The organism is Janthinobacterium sp. BJB426 (assembly GCF_002735705.1).
Classification (GTDB): domain Bacteria; phylum Pseudomonadota; class Gammaproteobacteria; order Burkholderiales; family Burkholderiaceae_D; genus Janthinobacterium.
On the sequence record NZ_PDZL01000003.1, the window covers coordinates 441,928 to 459,692 of the forward strand.

Here is a 17,765-nt window from a genome sequence, read left to right on the forward strand (position 1 = left end):
TCCTTAATTTTTAAAAATAAACAGCCCGGATTGACGCCCGGGCTATTTTCTTGAAGCCGAGACTATCGCACAGCCGCGTTTCGATGAAAAGGTTTTTTGCTCCCGGTCCCGGCGCCTGGCCCGGCGCCCCGCCCGCACGGGAGGCGCTGGCGCATTGGTCTATAATCGCTGCCACCGTGCCTTGCACGCTCACGTGAGACTGCCTTGACTGCCAAACGAACCGGATTCCCCTGGCCTTCCCGCCGCGCCACCGTGCGCGGCTTCATCATCGCCGGCTGCGCTGCGCTGGCCGCCGCCGTGCTGCTGGCCGCCTACCTGTTCCTGTATGTGCGCCCGCGCCTGCCCGAGCTGGACGTCATCACCGACTACCAGCCGAAGATACCGCTGCGCGTGTACACGGCCGACAATGTGCTGATCGGCGAATTCGGCGAAGAACACCGCGACTTCGTGCCGATCGCGCAAGTGCCGGAAATGATGAAAAAGGCCTTGCTGGCCATCGAGGATGGCCGCTTCTACGAACACCACGGCATCGACTTCGTGCGCGCCGGCGGCGCCGTGCTGTCGAACCTGCGCCACGGCTTCGGCCACGGCGGCGGTTCCACCATCACCATGCAGGTGGCGCGCAACTTCTTCCTGACGCGCGAAAAAGTCGCCTCGCGCAAGCTCAATGAAATCATGCTGGCCCTGAAAATCGAGGCTGCCCTGTCAAAAGACCAGATTCTCGAGCTGTACATGAACCAGATGTACCTGGGCCAGCGCTCGTTCGGCTTCGGCAGCGCGGCGCAGACCTACTTCGGCAAACCGCTGAATGAACTGTCGATCGCGGAAATGGCCATGCTGGCCGGCCTGCCGCAAAACCCGTCGCGCCATAACCCGATCAGCAATCCCAAAAAGGCGCACGCGCGCCAGCAACTGGTCTTGAAACGCATGCGCGAACTCGATTACATCAGCGAAGGCCAGTACCAGCAAGCGCTGGCCCAGCCGCTGCATATCAATACCCGCGGCAAGCAGGGTTTCGACACGCACGCCGAATACGTGGCCGAACTGGCGCGCCAGGCCGTGTATGCCCAGTACAAGGAGGACAGCTACACCAAGGGCATCAGCGTCTACACGACGATCCTGAAAGCGGACCAGGACGCGGCCTACGCCTCGACGCGCCGCAACGTCATCGCCTACGACCAGCGCCACGGCTACCGCGGCCCGGAAACCTTCATCGACATGCCGCTTGAGGCCGAGCAGCGCGACGACGCCATCGATGCTGCACTGCAAAAACGCCCGGACAGCGACGGCCTGATCGCCGCCGTCGTCACGGAAGTGGTTAGCGGCAAGGTGGTGGCCGACACGGGCGACGGCGACGCCAAGACCATCACGGGCGAAGGCCTGCGCTTTGCCGCCCCTGCCCTGTCCGCCAAGGCGAGCGCTGGCATCAAGCTGCGCCCGGGCGCCGTGATCCGCATCAGCAAGGATGGCAAGGGCAACTGGGCCATCACGCAAGTGCCGCTGGTGGCCGCCGCCTTCGTCTCGCTCGATGCGGAAACGGGCGCCTACCACGCCATGGTGGGCGGCTTCGACTACAACCTGCAAAAGTTCAACCACGTCACGCAAGCCTGGCGCCAGCCCGGTTCGGCCATGAAGCCCTTCGTGTATTCGGCGGCGCTGGAAAAAGGCTTTTCGCCGGCCACCCTGATCAACGACGTGCCCCTGGAAATGCAGGCGGGCGGCAAGGTGTGGGCGCCGCAGAATGACGACTTCAAGTTCGACGGCCCGATCACCATGCGCTACGCGCTGGCGCAATCGAAGAACGTGGCCTCGGTGCGCATCCTGCGCGCGCTGGGCGTGTCGTACACGCACGACTTCATGGAAAAATTCGGTTTCGACCCGGCGCGCCAGCCCAGCAATCTGACGATGGCGCTGGGCACGGGTTCCGTCACGCCCGTGCAGATGGCGGGTGCCTACGCCCTGTTCGCCAACGGCGGCCACCAGGTGGAACCGTATTTGATCGACCGCATCGTCGACGCCAAGGGCACGGTGCTGAGGCAGACCAAACCGCCCGCGCCGAACGATGACAAGACCCTGGCGCTAGACCCGCGCAACGCCTTCGTGATGGACAGCATGCTGCGCGAAGTCACGCGCACCGGCACGGGCGCGGCGGCGACGAAAAAACTGGGGCGCGGCGACATCGCGGGCAAGACGGGCACCACCAGCGACGCCGTCGACGGCTGGTTCGCCGGCTATGGCGGCGGCATCGTGGCGGTGGCGTGGATGGGCTATGACGAACCCAAATCCCTGGGCGGGCGCGAATTCGGCTCCTCGCTGGCCATGCCGATCTGGATCGACTACATGCGCACGGCCCTGTCGACACGTCCGCAAGTCACGCGCGCCGTGCCGGCAGGCCTGAGCCAGGTCGACGGCGAGTGGCTGTACGACGAATTCATCGACATGAATGGCGTCAAGACGCTGGATATGGACGTGGAGACGCCGACGGATCCCGCGGCCGTGCCGGAGACGGTGCCGGCGGAAACGAACTAGATGAAAAAGCCAGGAGCGATCCTGGCTTTTTTTCGGCCGCGTTTTTTACGCCGCTTTGACCATGCTCAAATACCCGCGCACCGTACTGACGACGCTGTCGGCAAAATCGTCGACATTGACCTTCGCCGCACGGTACTTCCAGCGTTTCACGTACCAGTCCTGGAACAGGGCCAGGCAGTGTGCGGCAAGCAAGGTGGGATCGCCCTGCGGCTTCGGTTCGATTTCCCCGATGGTGGCGGCGATCAGGGTCTGCACATACAGTTCCGAATTTTTCGCCATGCTGCGCTGCTCCACCTGCAGCACGCGCGAATCCATGAAGACAAAATAAAACCACGGCTGCAGCACTTCGGACAGGTAGATCGACGAGCGTATCATCGCTTCCAGGCGGTCCAGCGGCGACTTCACGTCCGCAAACAGCAGCGGCAAGGCTTGCGTGGCGTGGCGCACCACGTCCTCGATCATTTCGGCCAGTTGATCCTTGCTGGTGATGTAGCCATACAGGCCGCCCATCGACAGCCCGGTCTCGCGGCACAAATCGCGCAAGCTCATGGCGCGGAAGCCCACGTCATTGGCCAGGCGGAAGGTGGCGACGAAGATGCGTTCAAGATTTTCCAGCGCCGGCTTGCGGCGTTTGACGCCGATGCGCTCCGCGTGGCGGTCAAGAATATATTCCCAGATGTTTTCGCCATTTAACGGCGTCATCTGCTGAAACTGTTCAAAATTAAAATGGGTCGACAAGTGCATTCCCAAGTAACGGTGGAGGAGCGATATCCATGCCATGCCGGTACGCGGCATGGCAAGACGGCGGGACGGCGGATGCCGGGCCGATTATAGCTCAGGAAAACAACTATTTGACTTTTCAACTATGCAATGGGTGCATAAGCAACGCCAAATTCCCACAGTTATTGCGCTGCATCATGCAATTCAAATGCAATTTAAATCCAGCAGTGCTACATTCAAAAAACCGAGCGCTCGCTATTTTTAATGCATCGAGAATGTAAGGAGCGCACGGTTCACCGCTACAGCATCGACATTTCCATATTATTCAAATAACGGAGACAAAATGAAGACTCGCTTCTGGCAATTGCTATCCACCCTGCTGTTTTCCCTCGCCATCCTGCCCGGCAGCGCCAGCGCCGCCGGCTACACGCAAACGAAGTACCCCATCGTGCTCGTGCACGGCCTGTTCGGCTTTGACAAGCTCGGTCCCGTCGAATATTTTTATGGCGTCCCCGCCGCCCTGCGCAGCGGCGGCGCGCAAGTGTATGTGACCACCGTGTCGGCCGCCAACAGCACGGAAGTGCGCGGCGAGCAGCTGCTGTCGCAGGTGCGACAAATCCTCGCCGCCACGGGCGCGGCCAAGGTCAATTTGATCGGCCATAGCCACGGCGGCCCCACGGCCCGCTATGTCGCCTCCGTGCGCCCCGACCTGGTGGCGTCCGTCACCAGCGTGGCCGGCGTGAACAAGGGTTCCAAGGTGGCCGATATCCTCAGCGGCGCCATTCCCAACACCAGCAACGCGCTGGGCAACGCGCTTGCCTCCCTGATCGGCATTTTGTCGGGCAACAAGGGCTTGCCGCAAAACGCGGGCGCCTCGCTGGCGTCGCTGTCCACGGCCGGCTCGCTGGCGTTCAATAGCCGCCACCCGCAAGGCGTGCCCACCTCCGCCTGCGGCGAAGGCGCCTACCAGGTGCAAGGCGTGCACTATTTTTCGTGGAGCGGCGCGCAACCGTACACAAATGTGCTCGACGTGGGCGACCCGGCCCTGGCGGCCATCAGCCTGGCCTTCGGCGGCGTCAAGAACGATGGCCTGGTGAGCAGCTGCTCCAGCCACCTGGGCAAGGTGATCCGCGACGACTACGCCATGAACCACCTCGATGAAGTCAACCAGTTCGTCGGCATCGTCAACCTGTTCGAGACGAGCCCCGTCACGGTCTTCCGCCAGCAAGCCAACCGCCTGCAAGGCCTGGGACTGTAAGGAGAAGCGCATGCACGCGAAATGGATCATCGGCGGCAGCCTGGCGGCCCTGGCCCTGTACCTGGTGCTGCGCCCGGGCGAGGCGCCCGCCCCGCCGCCGGAAAAGGCGGAACCGGACCTGTTCGCGTTCGTGCGCTCGATGGAAGGCACGCGGCCCGACGGCAACGTGACGGTGGCCGCCGGCGACAAGCTGGTGGTCGACGCGGAACTGGGCCACCTGTTCGACTACTATCTGGCGGGCCTCGGTGAAAAGCCGCTGGCCGCCATCCGCAGCCAGATCGAGGCGGAACTCGACAAGCGCCTGGCGCCCGTGCCCGCCCGCGAAGCGAAACGCCTGCTGGGCGCGTACCTGGCTTACAAGCAGGCGCTGGCCGGCGCGGAACAGGGCTTGCCGGCGCAAGCCGATCCCGCCGTGGCGGCGCGCGCGCGCCTGCAAGCCATGCGCACCTTGCGCGGCAATTACTTTACAGCCGAGGAAAGCGCGGGCCTGTTCGGCGCCAGCGACGCGTATGACGACGACGCCGTGGCGCGCATGGCGATACTCGGCGACAGCTCGCTCGACGAGGCGCAGCGCCAGGCGCAACTGGCCGCACTGGACCAGAACATGTCGCCAGCCCAGCGCGCCGCGCGCGATGCGCCGCTGCAAGTGGCGCAGCTGGACGCCTCCGTCAAGGCCTTGCGGGCACAGGGCGGCGGCGAAAATGAAGTCTATCGCCTGCGCGCCAGCACGTTTACGCCGGCGGCGGCGGCGCGCCTGGCGGAGCTGGACCGCGAGGAATCGCAGTGGCAGCAGCGCATCATCGCGTACCAGGCTGCCAAGGCACAGCAGGCCAGCCTTCCCGGCGGCGCGCAGGATGCGGCAGCCCTGCAGCAGCTGCGCGATGCCAGTTTCACACCGGAGGAACAGCGCCGGCTGGGCGCCTACGAATAGCGTTCAGGCCAGCTGCGCCAGCAAAGCCGCCGCCGCCATCACGTCCGAAGTGTCGCGCCCCTGCCGGTAACCGCCATGCACAGGGGCCAGCACGGCACGCGCGGCGGCACCGCGGCCTTGCGCCTGCAGCACGGCCGCCAGACTGGTGGCGCAGCGCAGCTCCCAGCCCGGCGCCTGCTGGCCCCTGGCCAGCTGCAGCGCTTCTTCCAGCTGCGCCCGTACCGCTTCCAGGCCGGCCGCATCGTCCTGCGCCAGCGCGCGCCAGCGGTGGTGCGCGTCGCGGCGCAGCACTTCCGGCGCGCTCCACGGCGCCAGGCCCGTGCGTGCGCGCCGCAGCGCCTGGCTATCGGCGGCCGCGTCGTGCAGGGTGGCCATCAAATCGACCTGTATCGGCCAGCTGCGCACCGAAGGCCAGGGGAACTGTGTCATCGCCTCGCCCCCGTCGAGCAGGCGCTGGTAGGCGGCGCCCCAGGCGCTCCAGTACAGCAAGCCATAGCGGGCCGCATGCTCGCACAGCAGGCAAATCCACGCATGCGCCAGTTCCCGCTGCCCGCACCACAGGGCGACGGGAATGGCATTGACGGCCAGCGCCACGCACAGCGTGACGCCATTGTGCTCGAAGCCCACCGCCACCGCCTCGCGCGCCAGCGCCAGGGCGTCGTCGGGGCGGCCCTGCATCCACAGGCAACGCGCCAGCGTGCCGCGCAGGCATACCTGGTGATCGGCCAGCAGGGCATTGTTAAAGCCGAGCTGCGCGGCCCCCTCGGGATGCGCGAGCACCATGCGCGCCAGCGCCGCCGACTGCGCGTAGCGACCCTGCACATACTCGCCCACGGAACGCATGCGCGCCAGCACCAGGCGCATCGCCGTGTCGTCGCGCGTGGCGCACAGGACGGCCAGCTCGGTGACGTAACTGTCGGCGCGCTGGAAATCGGCCAGCTTCAGGCTGCAAACCCACATGCCGCAGATCGCTTCGGCGCGGCGGCTGCCATCGTCCGTGCGCATGGCCAGCGCATAGCCGCGCTGGAATGAACGCAGCATGGTGCCGGTGATCCCCTGCGTATGCAGCAGCAGATGCGCCTGCGAGGCATGCAGCTGCATCTCGCTGTCCGGGTCGTCCAGCGCATGCGCGGCCATGTGCTCGAGCGCCCGCTCGACGCGCACGCGGTATTCATCCATCAGCGACAGCTGGTAGAACAGGGTTTGCGCGGCCAGGGTCAGGGCCACGCCCAGCGCCACGTCGCCCTCCTCGCCGAAGGCCCAGTCGATGGCGGCGCGCAGGTCGTCGACATGGCGGCCGTAGCGCGCGCTCCAGTGCGCCGGCGGCATGCTTGTCCAGTCGGCGGCGATGCGCCCGGCCAGGCCCAGACAATGGCGCGCATGGCGCAGCAGCACGGCGCCCGCATCCCCGCCCGCCGACAGCTGCGCGCCAGCATACGCGCGCGTGGTGTCGAGCAGCCGGTAATACACGTGCTGGCAGCAAAACTCGATGCTGACGAGGGACTTGGCGGCCAGGTCCGCCAGCGTGTCGAACACGTCGCAGCCCGCCACGGCGCTGGCCGACTCGAGGCGGAAGCGGCTCCTGAACACGCTCAGCGCCTGCAGCACCTGGCGCTCTTGCGCATCGAGCAGGCCGTAGCTCCAGTCCAGCGTGGCGCGCAGGGTCTGGTGGCGCAAGGGCATGTTGCGCGCGCCGCGCGTGAGCAGGCGAAAGCGGTCGTCGAGCTGGCGGCGCAATTCGTGCAGGCCGAAATGGCCGATGCGCCCGGCCGCCAGCTCCAGCGCCAGCGGGATGCCGTCGAGGCGCCGGCAGATGTCCACCACCACGGGCACGTCGGCGTCGGCCAGCACGAAAGCATCGTCGACGGCCGCGCAGCGTTCGCAAAACAGCTGCACCGCGGAGAAATGCCGGGCGGCGGCGGCATCGGGCACGGCGTCGGCCGGCGGCAATTCCAGCGCGGGCAGGCGCTGCAGCTGTTCGCTGCTGAGGCGCAGCGGCTCGCGGCTGGTGGCCAGCAGGTGCAGCAGCGGCGCGCCCTTGAGCAAGGCGTCGGCCAGCGTGGCGGCCGCGCCGATCACGTGCTCGCAGTTATCGAGCACGAGCAGCATGTGGCGCGGTCGCAGGTAGGCCAGCAGGACCGGCATGGCATCGCCGGCCGGCACCGCCACTCCCAGCGCCGTGGCCAGCGCCAGCGGCACCAGGCGGCCCTCGTCCAGCGGCGACAGGTCGACGAAACACACGCCATCGGCATAGCGGCGCAGCACGCGCGTGGCCAGGCCCACGGCCAGCGTGGTCTTGCCGATGCCGCCCGGACCGGCAATGCACAGCAGGCGCAATTGCAGCAGCTGGTTGGCCATCGTTTGCAGCACCTCGGCGCGGCCCAGCATGCGCGTCAGCATGACGGGCAGATTGTGACGCGGCTCGGCGCCCGCCGCACCGGACGCCGGCCGGCCCGTGTGCGCCAGCGGCGCCAGGAAGCCGTAGCCGCGTCCGGGGATGGTGGTGATGTAGCGCTGGCCATCGCGGCCGTCGCCGAGCGCCTTGCGCAGCGCCGCCAGATGCACGCGCAAGGTCGCGTCGTCGACCACGGCATTGGGCCAGACGATGGCCACCAGTTCATGTTTGTCGACGATGTCGCCGGCGCGCTCCAGCAGGGCCAGCAGCAAGTCCATGGCCCTGCTGCCCAGGCGCAGCGCGCGGTCGCCCTCGAACAGCAGGCGCTCCAGCGGCAAAAGGCGAAACGGGCCGAAGACATAGGCCGGGACGGGACTGTTTATCATTCTTGCGTGGGGGAGAAGGTGTTAAAGCACGCGGCTTGCAGTGGCCATATTCTACTGAGCATCCGCGCCATGCCGCATGGCGCCATGTTTCGCCACTGTTACAAGGCCGGCGGACAGCAGCGCGGCCACCTCGGCCGCGGGCGCCGGGCGGTGCAGATAAAAGCCCTGTACCTGCGGGCAGCCCAGCCGCCGCAGCTGCGCCAATTGTTCACCGTTTTCCACGCCTTCGGCCAGCGCCTGCAAGCCCAGGCCGCGCGCCAGCGCAAGGGTCGAGGCGACGATCACAGTGTCACAATCTGCGCTGCCACCGCTGCCCAAGTCGCGGATGAAGGAGCGGTCGATCTTGATGGTGTGAATCGGCAGCATCCGGACATGGCTCAAGCCCGAATGGCCGGTGCCGTAATCGTCGAGCGAAATGGCCAGGCCCAGCGCGCGCAGGCGGCGCAAGCCCTGCGCCGCCTGCGCCATGTCGTCGATGCAGCAGCTTTCCGTCACTTCCAGCTCCAGCAGGCCGGCAGGAATGGCGTGGCGCCGCAGGCAGCCCAGCACGAAATCGGGTAACTGCGCCGGCAACTGCGGCTGGCATAGCTGGCGCGCCGAGATATTCACCGCGACCGGCACCAGAGGCAAGCCCTGCGCGCGCCACTGCGCCAGTTGGCGGCAGGCCGCATCGATGCCCCAGTTGCCCAGCGCGGCAATGGCGTCAGTCTGCTCGGCCAGGCCGATGAATTCGTTCGGGTAAATCAGGCCGTGGCGCGGATGCTCCCAGCGCAGCAGCGCTTCCAGGCCGACCAGACGCAATTGCGCCGTATCGAACTTGCCCTGGTAGTGAAAGCAGAATTCGCCGTCAGCGATGGCGCTGTCAAGGCGCGCCTGCAACTCCCGGCTGCGCGCCGAAGCACCGGGCTTGCCACCCGCCCCCTCCTGCGCCCGGCATAACAGCGCCAGCGCGCCGAGCCAGAACCTTGCCAGGCGCGCCACTAGGCCAGCAGGCGCGGCACGGCCGGCGCGCTGCGGCGCAACAAGGTGTGCGCCGGTCCCTGCTGCAGGCGAAACACGCTGACCACCTGCAGCAGCTTCGCCGCCTCGCCCTCCAGCGATTGCGAGGCGGCCGCCGCCTCCTCCACCAGGGCGGCGTTCTGCTGCGTCACTTCATCCATCTGCAGCACCGCCTGGCTGACCTGGCCGATGCCCGTGCTTTGCTCGGCGCTGGCGGCCGTGATGTCGGCCACCATCTGGCTGACACGGCCCACGGCCGCCACCACGTCCTGCATCGTGGCGCCGGCCCGCGCCACGAGGGCCGCACCGGCGTCCACCTGCTGCGTGGAGTTGGCGATCAGGGCGCGGATGTCGCGCGCCGCCGCCGCGCTGCGCTGCGCCAGGTTGCGCACTTCCGTCGCCACGACGGCAAAGCCGCGCCCCTGCTCGCCCGCGCGCGCCGCTTCCACGGCTGCGTTCAAGGCTAGGATATTCGTCTGGAAGGCCAGCATGTCGATCACGCCGATGATGTCGGCGATCTGCGCCGAGGACGCGCTGATGGCGTCCATCGTATGGATCACATGCCCCACGGCTTGCCCGCCAGCGCCGGCGATATTCGCCGCCTCGACGGCCAGCACGCTGGCAAGGCGGGCATTGTCCGCGTTCTGCTGCACGGTGGAGCTGAGTTCTTCCATGGCCGACGCCGTCTGTTCGAGCGAGCTGGCCTGCTCCTCGGTGCGCGACGACAGGTCGATATTGCCGGCCGCGATTTGCGACGAGGCCGTGGCGATGGTGTCGGTGCCGCTGCGCACTTGCTGCACGATGTCGAGCAGGTTGCCGTTCATGATGCACAGCGCATCGAGCAGCTTGCCCGTTTCATCGCCGCCGTGGCGGCCGAAGGTCGATGTCAGGTCGCCGGCGGCCACGGTCTGCGCCACCGTCAGGGCATGGCGCAGCGGAAGGACGATGCTGCGCGTGACCAGCCAGGCGGTGACGAGTGAAAAGAGCACGGCCAGGGCGCTCAGTGCCAGCATCATGTTGCGCGCCGTGGCGTATTCGTGGCGCACCTGGGCGCCCGCCTCCTCCATCAGGTCATGCTGGTGCGAGATGAGGCTTTCCAGCGCCGCCATGTAGCGCAGCTGCTCGCCGCGCACGGTGCCGAGCAGCAAATTCGTCGCTTCGTCGCGCGCCCCCTCTTCCAGCAGGGCCAGCACCTTGTCGCGCCCGGCGTTGAACGTGGCGCGCGCCTGCGTCACGGCCGCCATCTGCTGGCGGCCCTGCGGCGACAGCACCACCTTGTCCAGCTGCGCCAGGCCCTTTTCCGTTTCGCCGCCCGCCCTGGCGATGGTGGCGCGTTCCTGCGCCAGCTGCTGCGGCTCCGTCATCAGGAGCAGGTTGCGCGAAGAGCGCGCGATGATGTTGACATTCTTGATGATGTCGTTGGCCAGCACGGTTTTCGGATATTTGTCATCGATCACGTCGCGCATGCGCAGTTCCAGGCTGGACAGGCGCAGCATGCCCAGCATGGCGGTCGCCAGCAGCAGCAAGGTCAACAACGCAAAGGAGCAGCGCAGGCGCGTGCCGATTTTCATATTTGCCATCTTCATTCGCATCCTTCAGTGTGGTGCATCGGTCATCGCGCCGGGCTCGCATGCAAGGCTGACGGCAATGGCTGTCGCCTGCCACGAATGGCTGGACGCAGCAGGCGGAGGGGTCAGCCGGGATGTGGCCGAGGCGGGAACAAGGGTGGTACGGCAGGCAGTGTGAGTTATCTCACAAGCAATGTCGCGTTAAGTTTTGCAAAGATTTGCTTAGATGGCAAAACAGCTATTCTTATAACGCTGTTTTTTTAATAAGTAGTAACCGCAGTGCGACCCTGTGCGCGCATGCAAAAACGGCCGCGCAAGGCGGCCGTCCGTTAGCGCATGCTGGCGCCGTCAATCCGTCAGAACACTTCCCACTCGTCGTCGCGCGGCGCGCCGCGCTGCGGGGATGGCACGGCGTGCAGGATCGGGCGGCCTGCGGTGGGGCGCGCTGCCGGACGCTTCGGCGCGGCGCTGACCACCACGGCGCGCGGCGCGGCCGGCTTTGCGTTCGCGTTTGCGCGCACGGCAGGCGCCTGTCCGCCATCGAGCTTGAAGACGCTGACCACCTCGGCCAGCTGGCCCGATTGCTCCTGCAGGGATTCGGCAGCGGCCGCCGCCTCTTCCACCAGGGCCGCATTTTGCTGCGTCACCTGGTCCATCTGGCCGATGGCCTGGTTGATCTGGTCGATGCCCGAGCTTTGCTCCTGCGTGGCCAGGCTGATTTCCGCCATGATGTCCGTCACGCGCTGCACGCTGGAGACGATTTCGGCCATCGTGCTGCCCGCCTCGGCCACCAGCTTGCTGCCCGCGTCGACGGCCACCACGGAGTCGCCGATCAGGGTCTTGATTTCCTTGGCCGCCGCCGCCGAACGCTGCGCGAGGTTGCGCACCTCGGTCGCCACGACGGCGAAACCGCGTCCCTGCTCGCCCGCGCGCGCCGCTTCCACGGCCGCATTCAAGGCCAGGATATTCGTCTGGAAGGCGATGCCGTCGATGACGGAAATGATGTCGACGATCTTGCGCGAGGAATCGTTGATGGCGTCCATGGTCTCGACCACCTTGCCCACCACTTCACCGCCCTTCACGGCCACGCCCGATGCGCTCAGCGCCAGCTGGTTCGCCTGCTGGGCATTGTCGGCATTCTGCCGCACGGTGGACGTCAGTTCTTCCATCGACGACGCCGTCTCTTCCAGTGAACTGGCTTGCTCTTCCGTGCGCGAAGACAGGTCCAGGTTGCCGCTGGCAATTTCCGACGAGGCCGTGGCGATGGTCTCCGTGCCGCTGCGCACCTGGCCGACGATGCTGACCAGGCTGGAATTCATGTCTTTCAGCGCCTGCAGCAGCTGGCCCGTTTCTTCCGTCGTGTGCACCTCGATATTGCTCGTCAGGTCGCCCGAAGCCACCGTTTGCGCCACTTTCACGGCCGAATTGATTGGCTGGGTGATGGCGCGCGTGATGTAGGCGGCGCAGGCGATGCCCAGCGCGGAGGCCAGCAAGCCGAGGATGACCATCAGGCTTTCCGAGCGGATCACGGCCGCGCTGCCGTCCTTGACGCTGGCGTCGGCCACGCCGTTATTGAGCTTGATGATCTCGTTGAGCGTGCCTTCGGCCTTGCCGAACAGCGCGCGCGAATCCTGATACTGTTTATAGAAAGTCACGAACAACTCTTTCTGCCGCGCCTCATCGCGGTTGTCGGCCAGCTGGCGCAAGATGGCGCGCACCTTGTCGTCATCTGCCTTCCAGGCCGTCCACTCGCCCTGGAAGCGCTGCCACAACACGGTTTCCTCGGGCGTTTGCGGCAGCGGCTCGTACAGCTTGCGGCCCGCCTCGATATTATTCCAGGCCTTGGTGCGCAGCTGCAGCGCTTCCGCGAACTTGTCCTGTGCCTGGTAATTGTTTTCATAGATGGCGGCCGTCAGGGTGGCGGCGGCAACGGCCGTCTGCCCTTCGCTGATCATCATCAAGCCCTGGATCGACGGCAGGCGCACCACGCCGATTTCATTGACGGCGCGGCCCACGGTGGCGATGCCCGTGTAGCCGCTGATGCCCACCACCAGCAAGGCCGCCATCATCACGGCGACCAGGGTCGCCAACTTCCATTTGATCAGTAAATTCTTAAACATGGCTAGGCCCTTTATAAAGTCACGATTTTTGCTGGCGAGGTTGAGGCTGGCATGTTCGAGTAAAACAGCTGACACTTGTATAAAGGTGGCGGGGATGGGGCGTACGCTTCGTTACAATTGGCGAGATTTTATAATAGGAAGCATAGTGGAAAATGGCTGCGCTGACTGCTACATACTTGATACAAATCAATATTTATTTCCTGACTGTGGCGCGCCTTGCACAGTGGCATCAAAAAGCTGGTCTGCGCCCTGCTTTGGTGCAAAAAATCCCCGCGTATCGCTATTGGCTACGCAGTTAATAGTCGTATAAGATGGTCAACACGCACACCACAGGTACAGCATGGCTTATCCTATCGAACACAAACTGGTGATCGGGGTCGCTTCCAGCGCCCTGTTCGACCTGGCCGAATCGCATCAGATCTACCTCGACAGTGGCCCCGAGGAATACCGCAAATACCAGGAAACGCATATCGACACGGTCTTGCCGCGCGGCGTGGCCTTCCCCTTCATCCGCCGCTTCCTGAACATCAACAAGCACTACCCGCGCCAGTCGCCCGTGGAAGTGGTGCTGTTTTCGCGCAATTCGCCGGAAACGGGCTTGCGCGTCATGCATTCGATCGCCCACTACGGCCTGGATATCTCGCGCGCCGCCTTCATGACGGGCAAGTCGCCCTACCCCTACCTGCCCGCCTTCAACGCGTCGCTGTTCCTCAGCGCGAATGAAGGCGACGTACGCAGCGCCCTGGCCTGCGACTATCCGGCCGGCCTGGTGCTGCCGTCGCGCACGGAAGACGATGAAAATGACGAGGAACTGCGCGTGGCCTTCGATTTCGACGGCGTGATCGCCGACGACGAAGCGGAAACCGTATTCAAGCGCAACAATGACGTCGATGAATTCCACGCCCATGAAACCCTGAACGTGGGCACGCCGCACCGCCCGGGACCGCTGGCCGGCCTGTTCCAGAAGCTGGCCACGATGCAGCGCCTGGAAGAAAGGGCCCAGCGGCGCGACCCCGGCTATAAAAAGATCCTGCGCATCGCCATCATCACGGCGCGCAACGCGCCCTCGCACGAGCGGGTCGTGACGACCCTGAAAAGCTGGGGCGTGGCGGCCGACGAGACGTTTTTCCTCGGCGGCATGGACAAATCGCGCGTGCTAGCCGTGTTCAAGCCGCATATCTTCTTCGACGACCAGCTGAGCCACCTCAAATCGGCGGGCGGCACCATCCCGATGGTGCATATACCGTTCGGCATTGCGAATATGCGCGCGGGCGATGGTCTATAATCTCGCCTGTCAGCGCCGTCACTGGCGGCGCGGCGCGCATCACAGCTGTCCCACTCAACTGCCTCTGCCACTAGTGTCATCGCCTGCATGTCCTTAGACTTAAAAAAAGCCCTCCCCAAGCCCGGCAACCGCTACGCGCTGCCCGCCCTGTATGGTTCATCCGACGCCTATGCCCTGGCGCTGGCCGCTTTGGCCTTGAAAGCGCGGGGCCAGATGCTGGCCGTGGTGGTGGCGCAGGCCAGCGACGGCCAGCGCCTGCTCGATGAAATCCCGTGGTTTGGCGGCAAGGAACTGCGCTGCCATCTGCTGCCGGACTGGGAAACCCTGCCCTACGACGCCTTTTCGCCGCACCAGGACCTGGTCTCCGAGCGTCTCGCCACCCTGCACGAAATCCAGACGCGCCAGTGCGACGTGCTGATCGTGCCGGCCACCACGGCGCTGGTGCGCCTGGCGCCGCCGTCCTTTTTGGCCGCCTACACCTTCTTCTTCAAGAAGGGCGAAAAACTCGACGAAGCGCGCCTGAAGTCGCAGCTGACCCTGGCCGGCTACAGCCATGTCTCGCAGGTGATGTCGCCCGGCGAATACTCGGTGCGTGGCGGCTTGCTCGACCTGTTCCCCATGGGTTCGGCCCTGCCCTACCGGCTCGACCTGTTCGGTGACACCATCGAGACCATCCGCACGTTTGACGCCGACACCCAGCGCTCGCTGTACCCCGTGCACGAAGTGCGGCTGCTGCCGGGGCGTGAATTCCCCATGGACGAAGCGGCGCGCACCACCTTCCGCAACCGCTGGCGCGAGCAGTTCGAAGGCGATCCATCGCGCTCGGTCGTCTACAAGGACATCAGCAGCGGCATCGCCTCGGCCGGCATCGAATATTATCTGCCCCTGTTCTTCGAGCAGACGGCCACCTTGTTCGACTATCTGCCAGAAGACGCCTCGCTGGCCCTGGTGGGCGAGATCGATGCGGCCATCGGTCGCTTCTGGACCGATACCCAGTCGCGCTACCGCTTTTTAAAAGCGGACCGCGAACGGCCGATTTTGCCGCCGGAATCGCTGTTCCTGTCCGACGAGCAGTTCTTCGGCCTGGCCAAGCCGTATCCGCGCCTGGCGATCGCCAAATCGAACGATGCGCTGGCGTCCGAACTGTCGGCGCCCGTGCCGAACATCGCCGTCAACCGCCGCGCCGACGACCCGCTGGCCAACCTGCGCAGCTACCTGCTGCAATCGGGCCGCCGCGTGATGATCTGCGCCGAATCGAACGGCCGCCGCGAAACCTTGCAGCAGTACTTCACCGAATACGATCTGCACCTGACGCCGGTGGAAGGCAGTGACGGCTTCCTGCAGTCCGACGCCAAGCTGATGCTGGGTGTGGCGCCGCTGCACGCGGGCTTCGAACTGTTTACGCCGGAAGGTAATTTATCCTTCATCACCGAGACGGAACTGTATGCCGGTTCCGGTCGCAGGATCGGCACCAAGAAACAGGAAGGCGTGACGCAGGTCGAGTCGATGGTGCGCGACCTGTCGGAGCTGAAAATCGGCGACCCCGTGGTGCACATCAACCACGGCATCGGGCGCTACATGGGCTTGACCAGCATGGACCTGGGCGAAGGCGAGACGGAATTTTTGCACCTCGAATACGCCAAGGACACGAAACTGTACGTGCCCGTATCGCAGCTGCATGTGATCTCGCGCTATTCGGGCGCTTCGCCGGAAGACGCGCCGTTGCACTCGCTCGGTTCGGGCCAGTGGGAAAAAGCGAAGAAGCGCGCGGCCGAACAGGTGCGCGACACGGCTGCCGAACTGCTCAACCTGTATGCGCGCCGCGCCCTGCGCCAGGGCCACTCGTTCGAATTCTCGTCGCACGACTACCAGCGCTTCGCCGACAGCTTCGGCTTCGACGAGACGCCGGACCAGGCCGAGGCCATCCACAACGTCATCAAGGACATGACTTCCGGCAAACCGATGGACCGCCTCGTGTGCGGCGACGTCGGCTTCGGCAAGACGGAAGTGGCGCTGCGCGCCGCCTTCATCGCCGTCATGGGCGGCAAGCAGGTAGCCATCCTGGCGCCCACCACCCTGCTGGCGGAGCAGCATGCACAGACCTTCGCCGACCGCTTCGCCGACTGGCCCGTGCGCATCGCGGAATTGTCGCGCTTCCGCAGCGGCAAGGAGATCACGCAGGCGTTCAAGGGCATGGCCGACGGCACCATCGACATCGTCATCGGCACGCACAAGCTGCTGTCCGACGACGTCAAGTTTACCCGCCTGGGCCTCGTCATCATCGACGAAGAACACAGGTTCGGCGTGCGCCAGAAGGAAGCCCTGAAAGCCTTGCGCGCGGAAGTGGACGTGCTGACCCTGACGGCCACGCCGATCCCGCGCACCCTGGGCATGGCGCTGGAAGGCTTGCGCGACTTTTCCATCATCGCCACGGCGCCGCAAAAGCGCCTGGCAATCAAGACTTTTGTCCGCAGCGAGGGCGAAGCCATCATCCGCGAAGCGTGCTTGCGCGAACTCAAACGGGGCGGCCAGATCTACTTCCTGCACAACGAGGTGGAAACCATCCAGAACCGCCTGGCCATGCTGACGGAATTGCTGCCCGAGGCGCGCATCGCCGTCGCGCACGGCCAGATGCACGAGCGCGACCTGGAAAAGGTCATGCGCGACTTCGTCGCCCAGCGTTTCAATATTTTGCTGTGCACGACCATCATTGAAACCGGCATCGACGTGCCGACGGCGAACACCATCATCATGCACCGCGCCGACAAGTTCGGCCTGGCGCAGCTGCACCAGTTGCGCGGCCGCGTCGGACGCTCGCATCACCAGGCCTACGCCTACCTGCTGGTGCACGACGTGCAGGGCCTGACGAAGCTGGCGCAGCGCCGCCTTGACGCCATCCAGCAGATGGAAGAACTGGGCAGCGGCTTTTACCTGGCCATGCACGACCTGGAAATCCGCGGCGCCGGCGAGGTGCTGGGCGAGAGCCAGTCGGGCGAGATGACGGAAATCGGCTTCCAGCTGTATTCGGACATGCTCAACGAAGCCGTGCGCTCGCTGAAAGCGGGCAAGGAGCCTGACCTGGCGGCGCCGCTGGCCTCGACCACCGAGATCAACCTGCACGTGCCGGCCCTGCTGCCGGCCGATTTCTGCGGCGACGTGCACGAGCGCCTGTCGATCTACAAGCGCCTGGCCAACTGCGCCACGCAGGAAAAGATCGACGACATCCAGGAAGAGCTGATCGACCGCTTCGGCAAGCTGCCCGACGCCGTCAAGGCCCTGGTCGAGACGCACCGTTTGCGCATCGCGGCGAAAACCGTGGGCATCGTCAAGATCGACGTGCATGGCGAGGCGGCTACCCTGCAATTCATGGCCAAGCCGCCGATCGACCCGATGCGCATCATCGACTTGATCCAGAAGAACCGCCATATCAAGCTGCATGGCCAGGACAAGCTGAAAATCACGGCCACCATGCCGGACCTGGCCGCGCGCGTGACGCAGATCAAGACCACCATCAAGCAATTGACGGTTTAGACTATTTCTATCTTTTATGCAGGGCTGACCCATGACCAATACC

General features: G+C 65.2%; 10 protein-coding genes. 5 read left to right on the plus strand and 5 right to left on the minus strand.

Annotated features, from left to right (window positions below; translation table 11 throughout):
* Positions 1 to 204 precede the first annotated feature (204 nt).
* Positions 205 to 2,529 carry a penicillin-binding protein 1A gene (locus CSQ93_RS07490; RefSeq protein WP_233516091.1) on the plus strand — a complete coding sequence of 775 codons (2,325 nt, stop codon included), beginning with the start codon at positions 205 to 207 and terminating at the stop codon, positions 2,527 to 2,529.
* Positions 2,530 to 2,574: 45 nt separating this feature from the next.
* On the opposite strand, the gene CSQ93_RS07495 is transcribed toward CSQ93_RS07490, so the two are convergent.
* Positions 2,575 to 3,273, minus strand: coding sequence for a TetR/AcrR family transcriptional regulator (locus tag CSQ93_RS07495; protein WP_099377493.1), 699 nt, complete (start codon positions 3,271 to 3,273; stop codon positions 2,575 to 2,577).
* 319 nt (positions 3,274 to 3,592) lie between these two features.
* On the opposite strand from CSQ93_RS07495, the gene CSQ93_RS07500 reads away from it, so the two are divergent.
* Both CSQ93_RS07500 and CSQ93_RS07505 read left to right on the plus strand, forming a co-directional pair.
* Positions 3,593 to 4,507: a lipase family alpha/beta hydrolase gene (locus CSQ93_RS07500; protein ID WP_099377494.1), complete on the plus strand. Its 915-nt coding sequence runs from the start codon at positions 3,593 to 3,595 to the stop codon at positions 4,505 to 4,507.
* A gap of 10 nt (positions 4,508 to 4,517) precedes the next feature.
* A complete protein-coding gene (locus tag CSQ93_RS07505) occupies positions 4,518 to 5,438 on the plus strand; it encodes a lipase secretion chaperone (RefSeq protein ID WP_099377495.1) in 921 nt (306 codons plus the stop codon).
* Between the two features lie 3 nt (positions 5,439 to 5,441).
* Here CSQ93_RS07505 and CSQ93_RS07510 read toward each other — a convergent pair whose 3' ends face one another.
* The 4 genes from CSQ93_RS07510 to CSQ93_RS07525 all read right to left on the minus strand — a co-directional run bounded on the left by CSQ93_RS07510 (position 5,442) and on the right by CSQ93_RS07525 (position 12,906).
* Complete coding sequence (locus CSQ93_RS07510; protein WP_099377496.1) at positions 5,442 to 8,219, minus strand: ATP-binding protein; 2,778 nt, start codon at positions 8,217 to 8,219, stop codon at positions 5,442 to 5,444.
* Between the two features lie 51 nt (positions 8,220 to 8,270).
* A complete protein-coding gene (locus CSQ93_RS07515; RefSeq protein ID WP_158301166.1) occupies positions 8,271 to 9,200 on the minus strand; it encodes a putative bifunctional diguanylate cyclase/phosphodiesterase in 930 nt (309 codons plus the stop codon).
* Complete coding sequence (locus CSQ93_RS29735; protein ID WP_324847113.1) at positions 9,200 to 10,798, minus strand: methyl-accepting chemotaxis protein; 1,599 nt, start codon at positions 10,796 to 10,798, stop codon at positions 9,200 to 9,202. The genes CSQ93_RS07515 and CSQ93_RS29735 overlap by 1 nt, the downstream gene beginning before the upstream one ends.
* Positions 10,799 to 11,142: 344 nt before the next feature.
* Positions 11,143 to 12,906 carry a methyl-accepting chemotaxis protein gene (locus CSQ93_RS07525; RefSeq protein ID WP_099377499.1) on the minus strand — a complete coding sequence of 588 codons (1,764 nt, stop codon included), beginning with the start codon at positions 12,904 to 12,906 and terminating at the stop codon, positions 11,143 to 11,145.
* 340 nt (positions 12,907 to 13,246) lie between these two features.
* Between CSQ93_RS07525 and CSQ93_RS07530 the strand changes: the two genes are divergently transcribed.
* Positions 13,247 to 14,191: a 5'-nucleotidase gene (locus CSQ93_RS07530; RefSeq protein ID WP_099377500.1), complete on the plus strand. Its 945-nt coding sequence runs from the start codon at positions 13,247 to 13,249 to the stop codon at positions 14,189 to 14,191.
* Positions 14,192 to 14,278: 87 nt separating this feature from the next.
* On the plus strand, positions 14,279 to 17,722 hold the full coding sequence (gene mfd, locus CSQ93_RS07535) for a transcription-repair coupling factor (protein ID WP_099377501.1): 3,444 nt from the start codon (positions 14,279 to 14,281) through the stop codon (positions 17,720 to 17,722).
* Positions 17,723 to 17,765 lie beyond the last annotated feature (43 nt).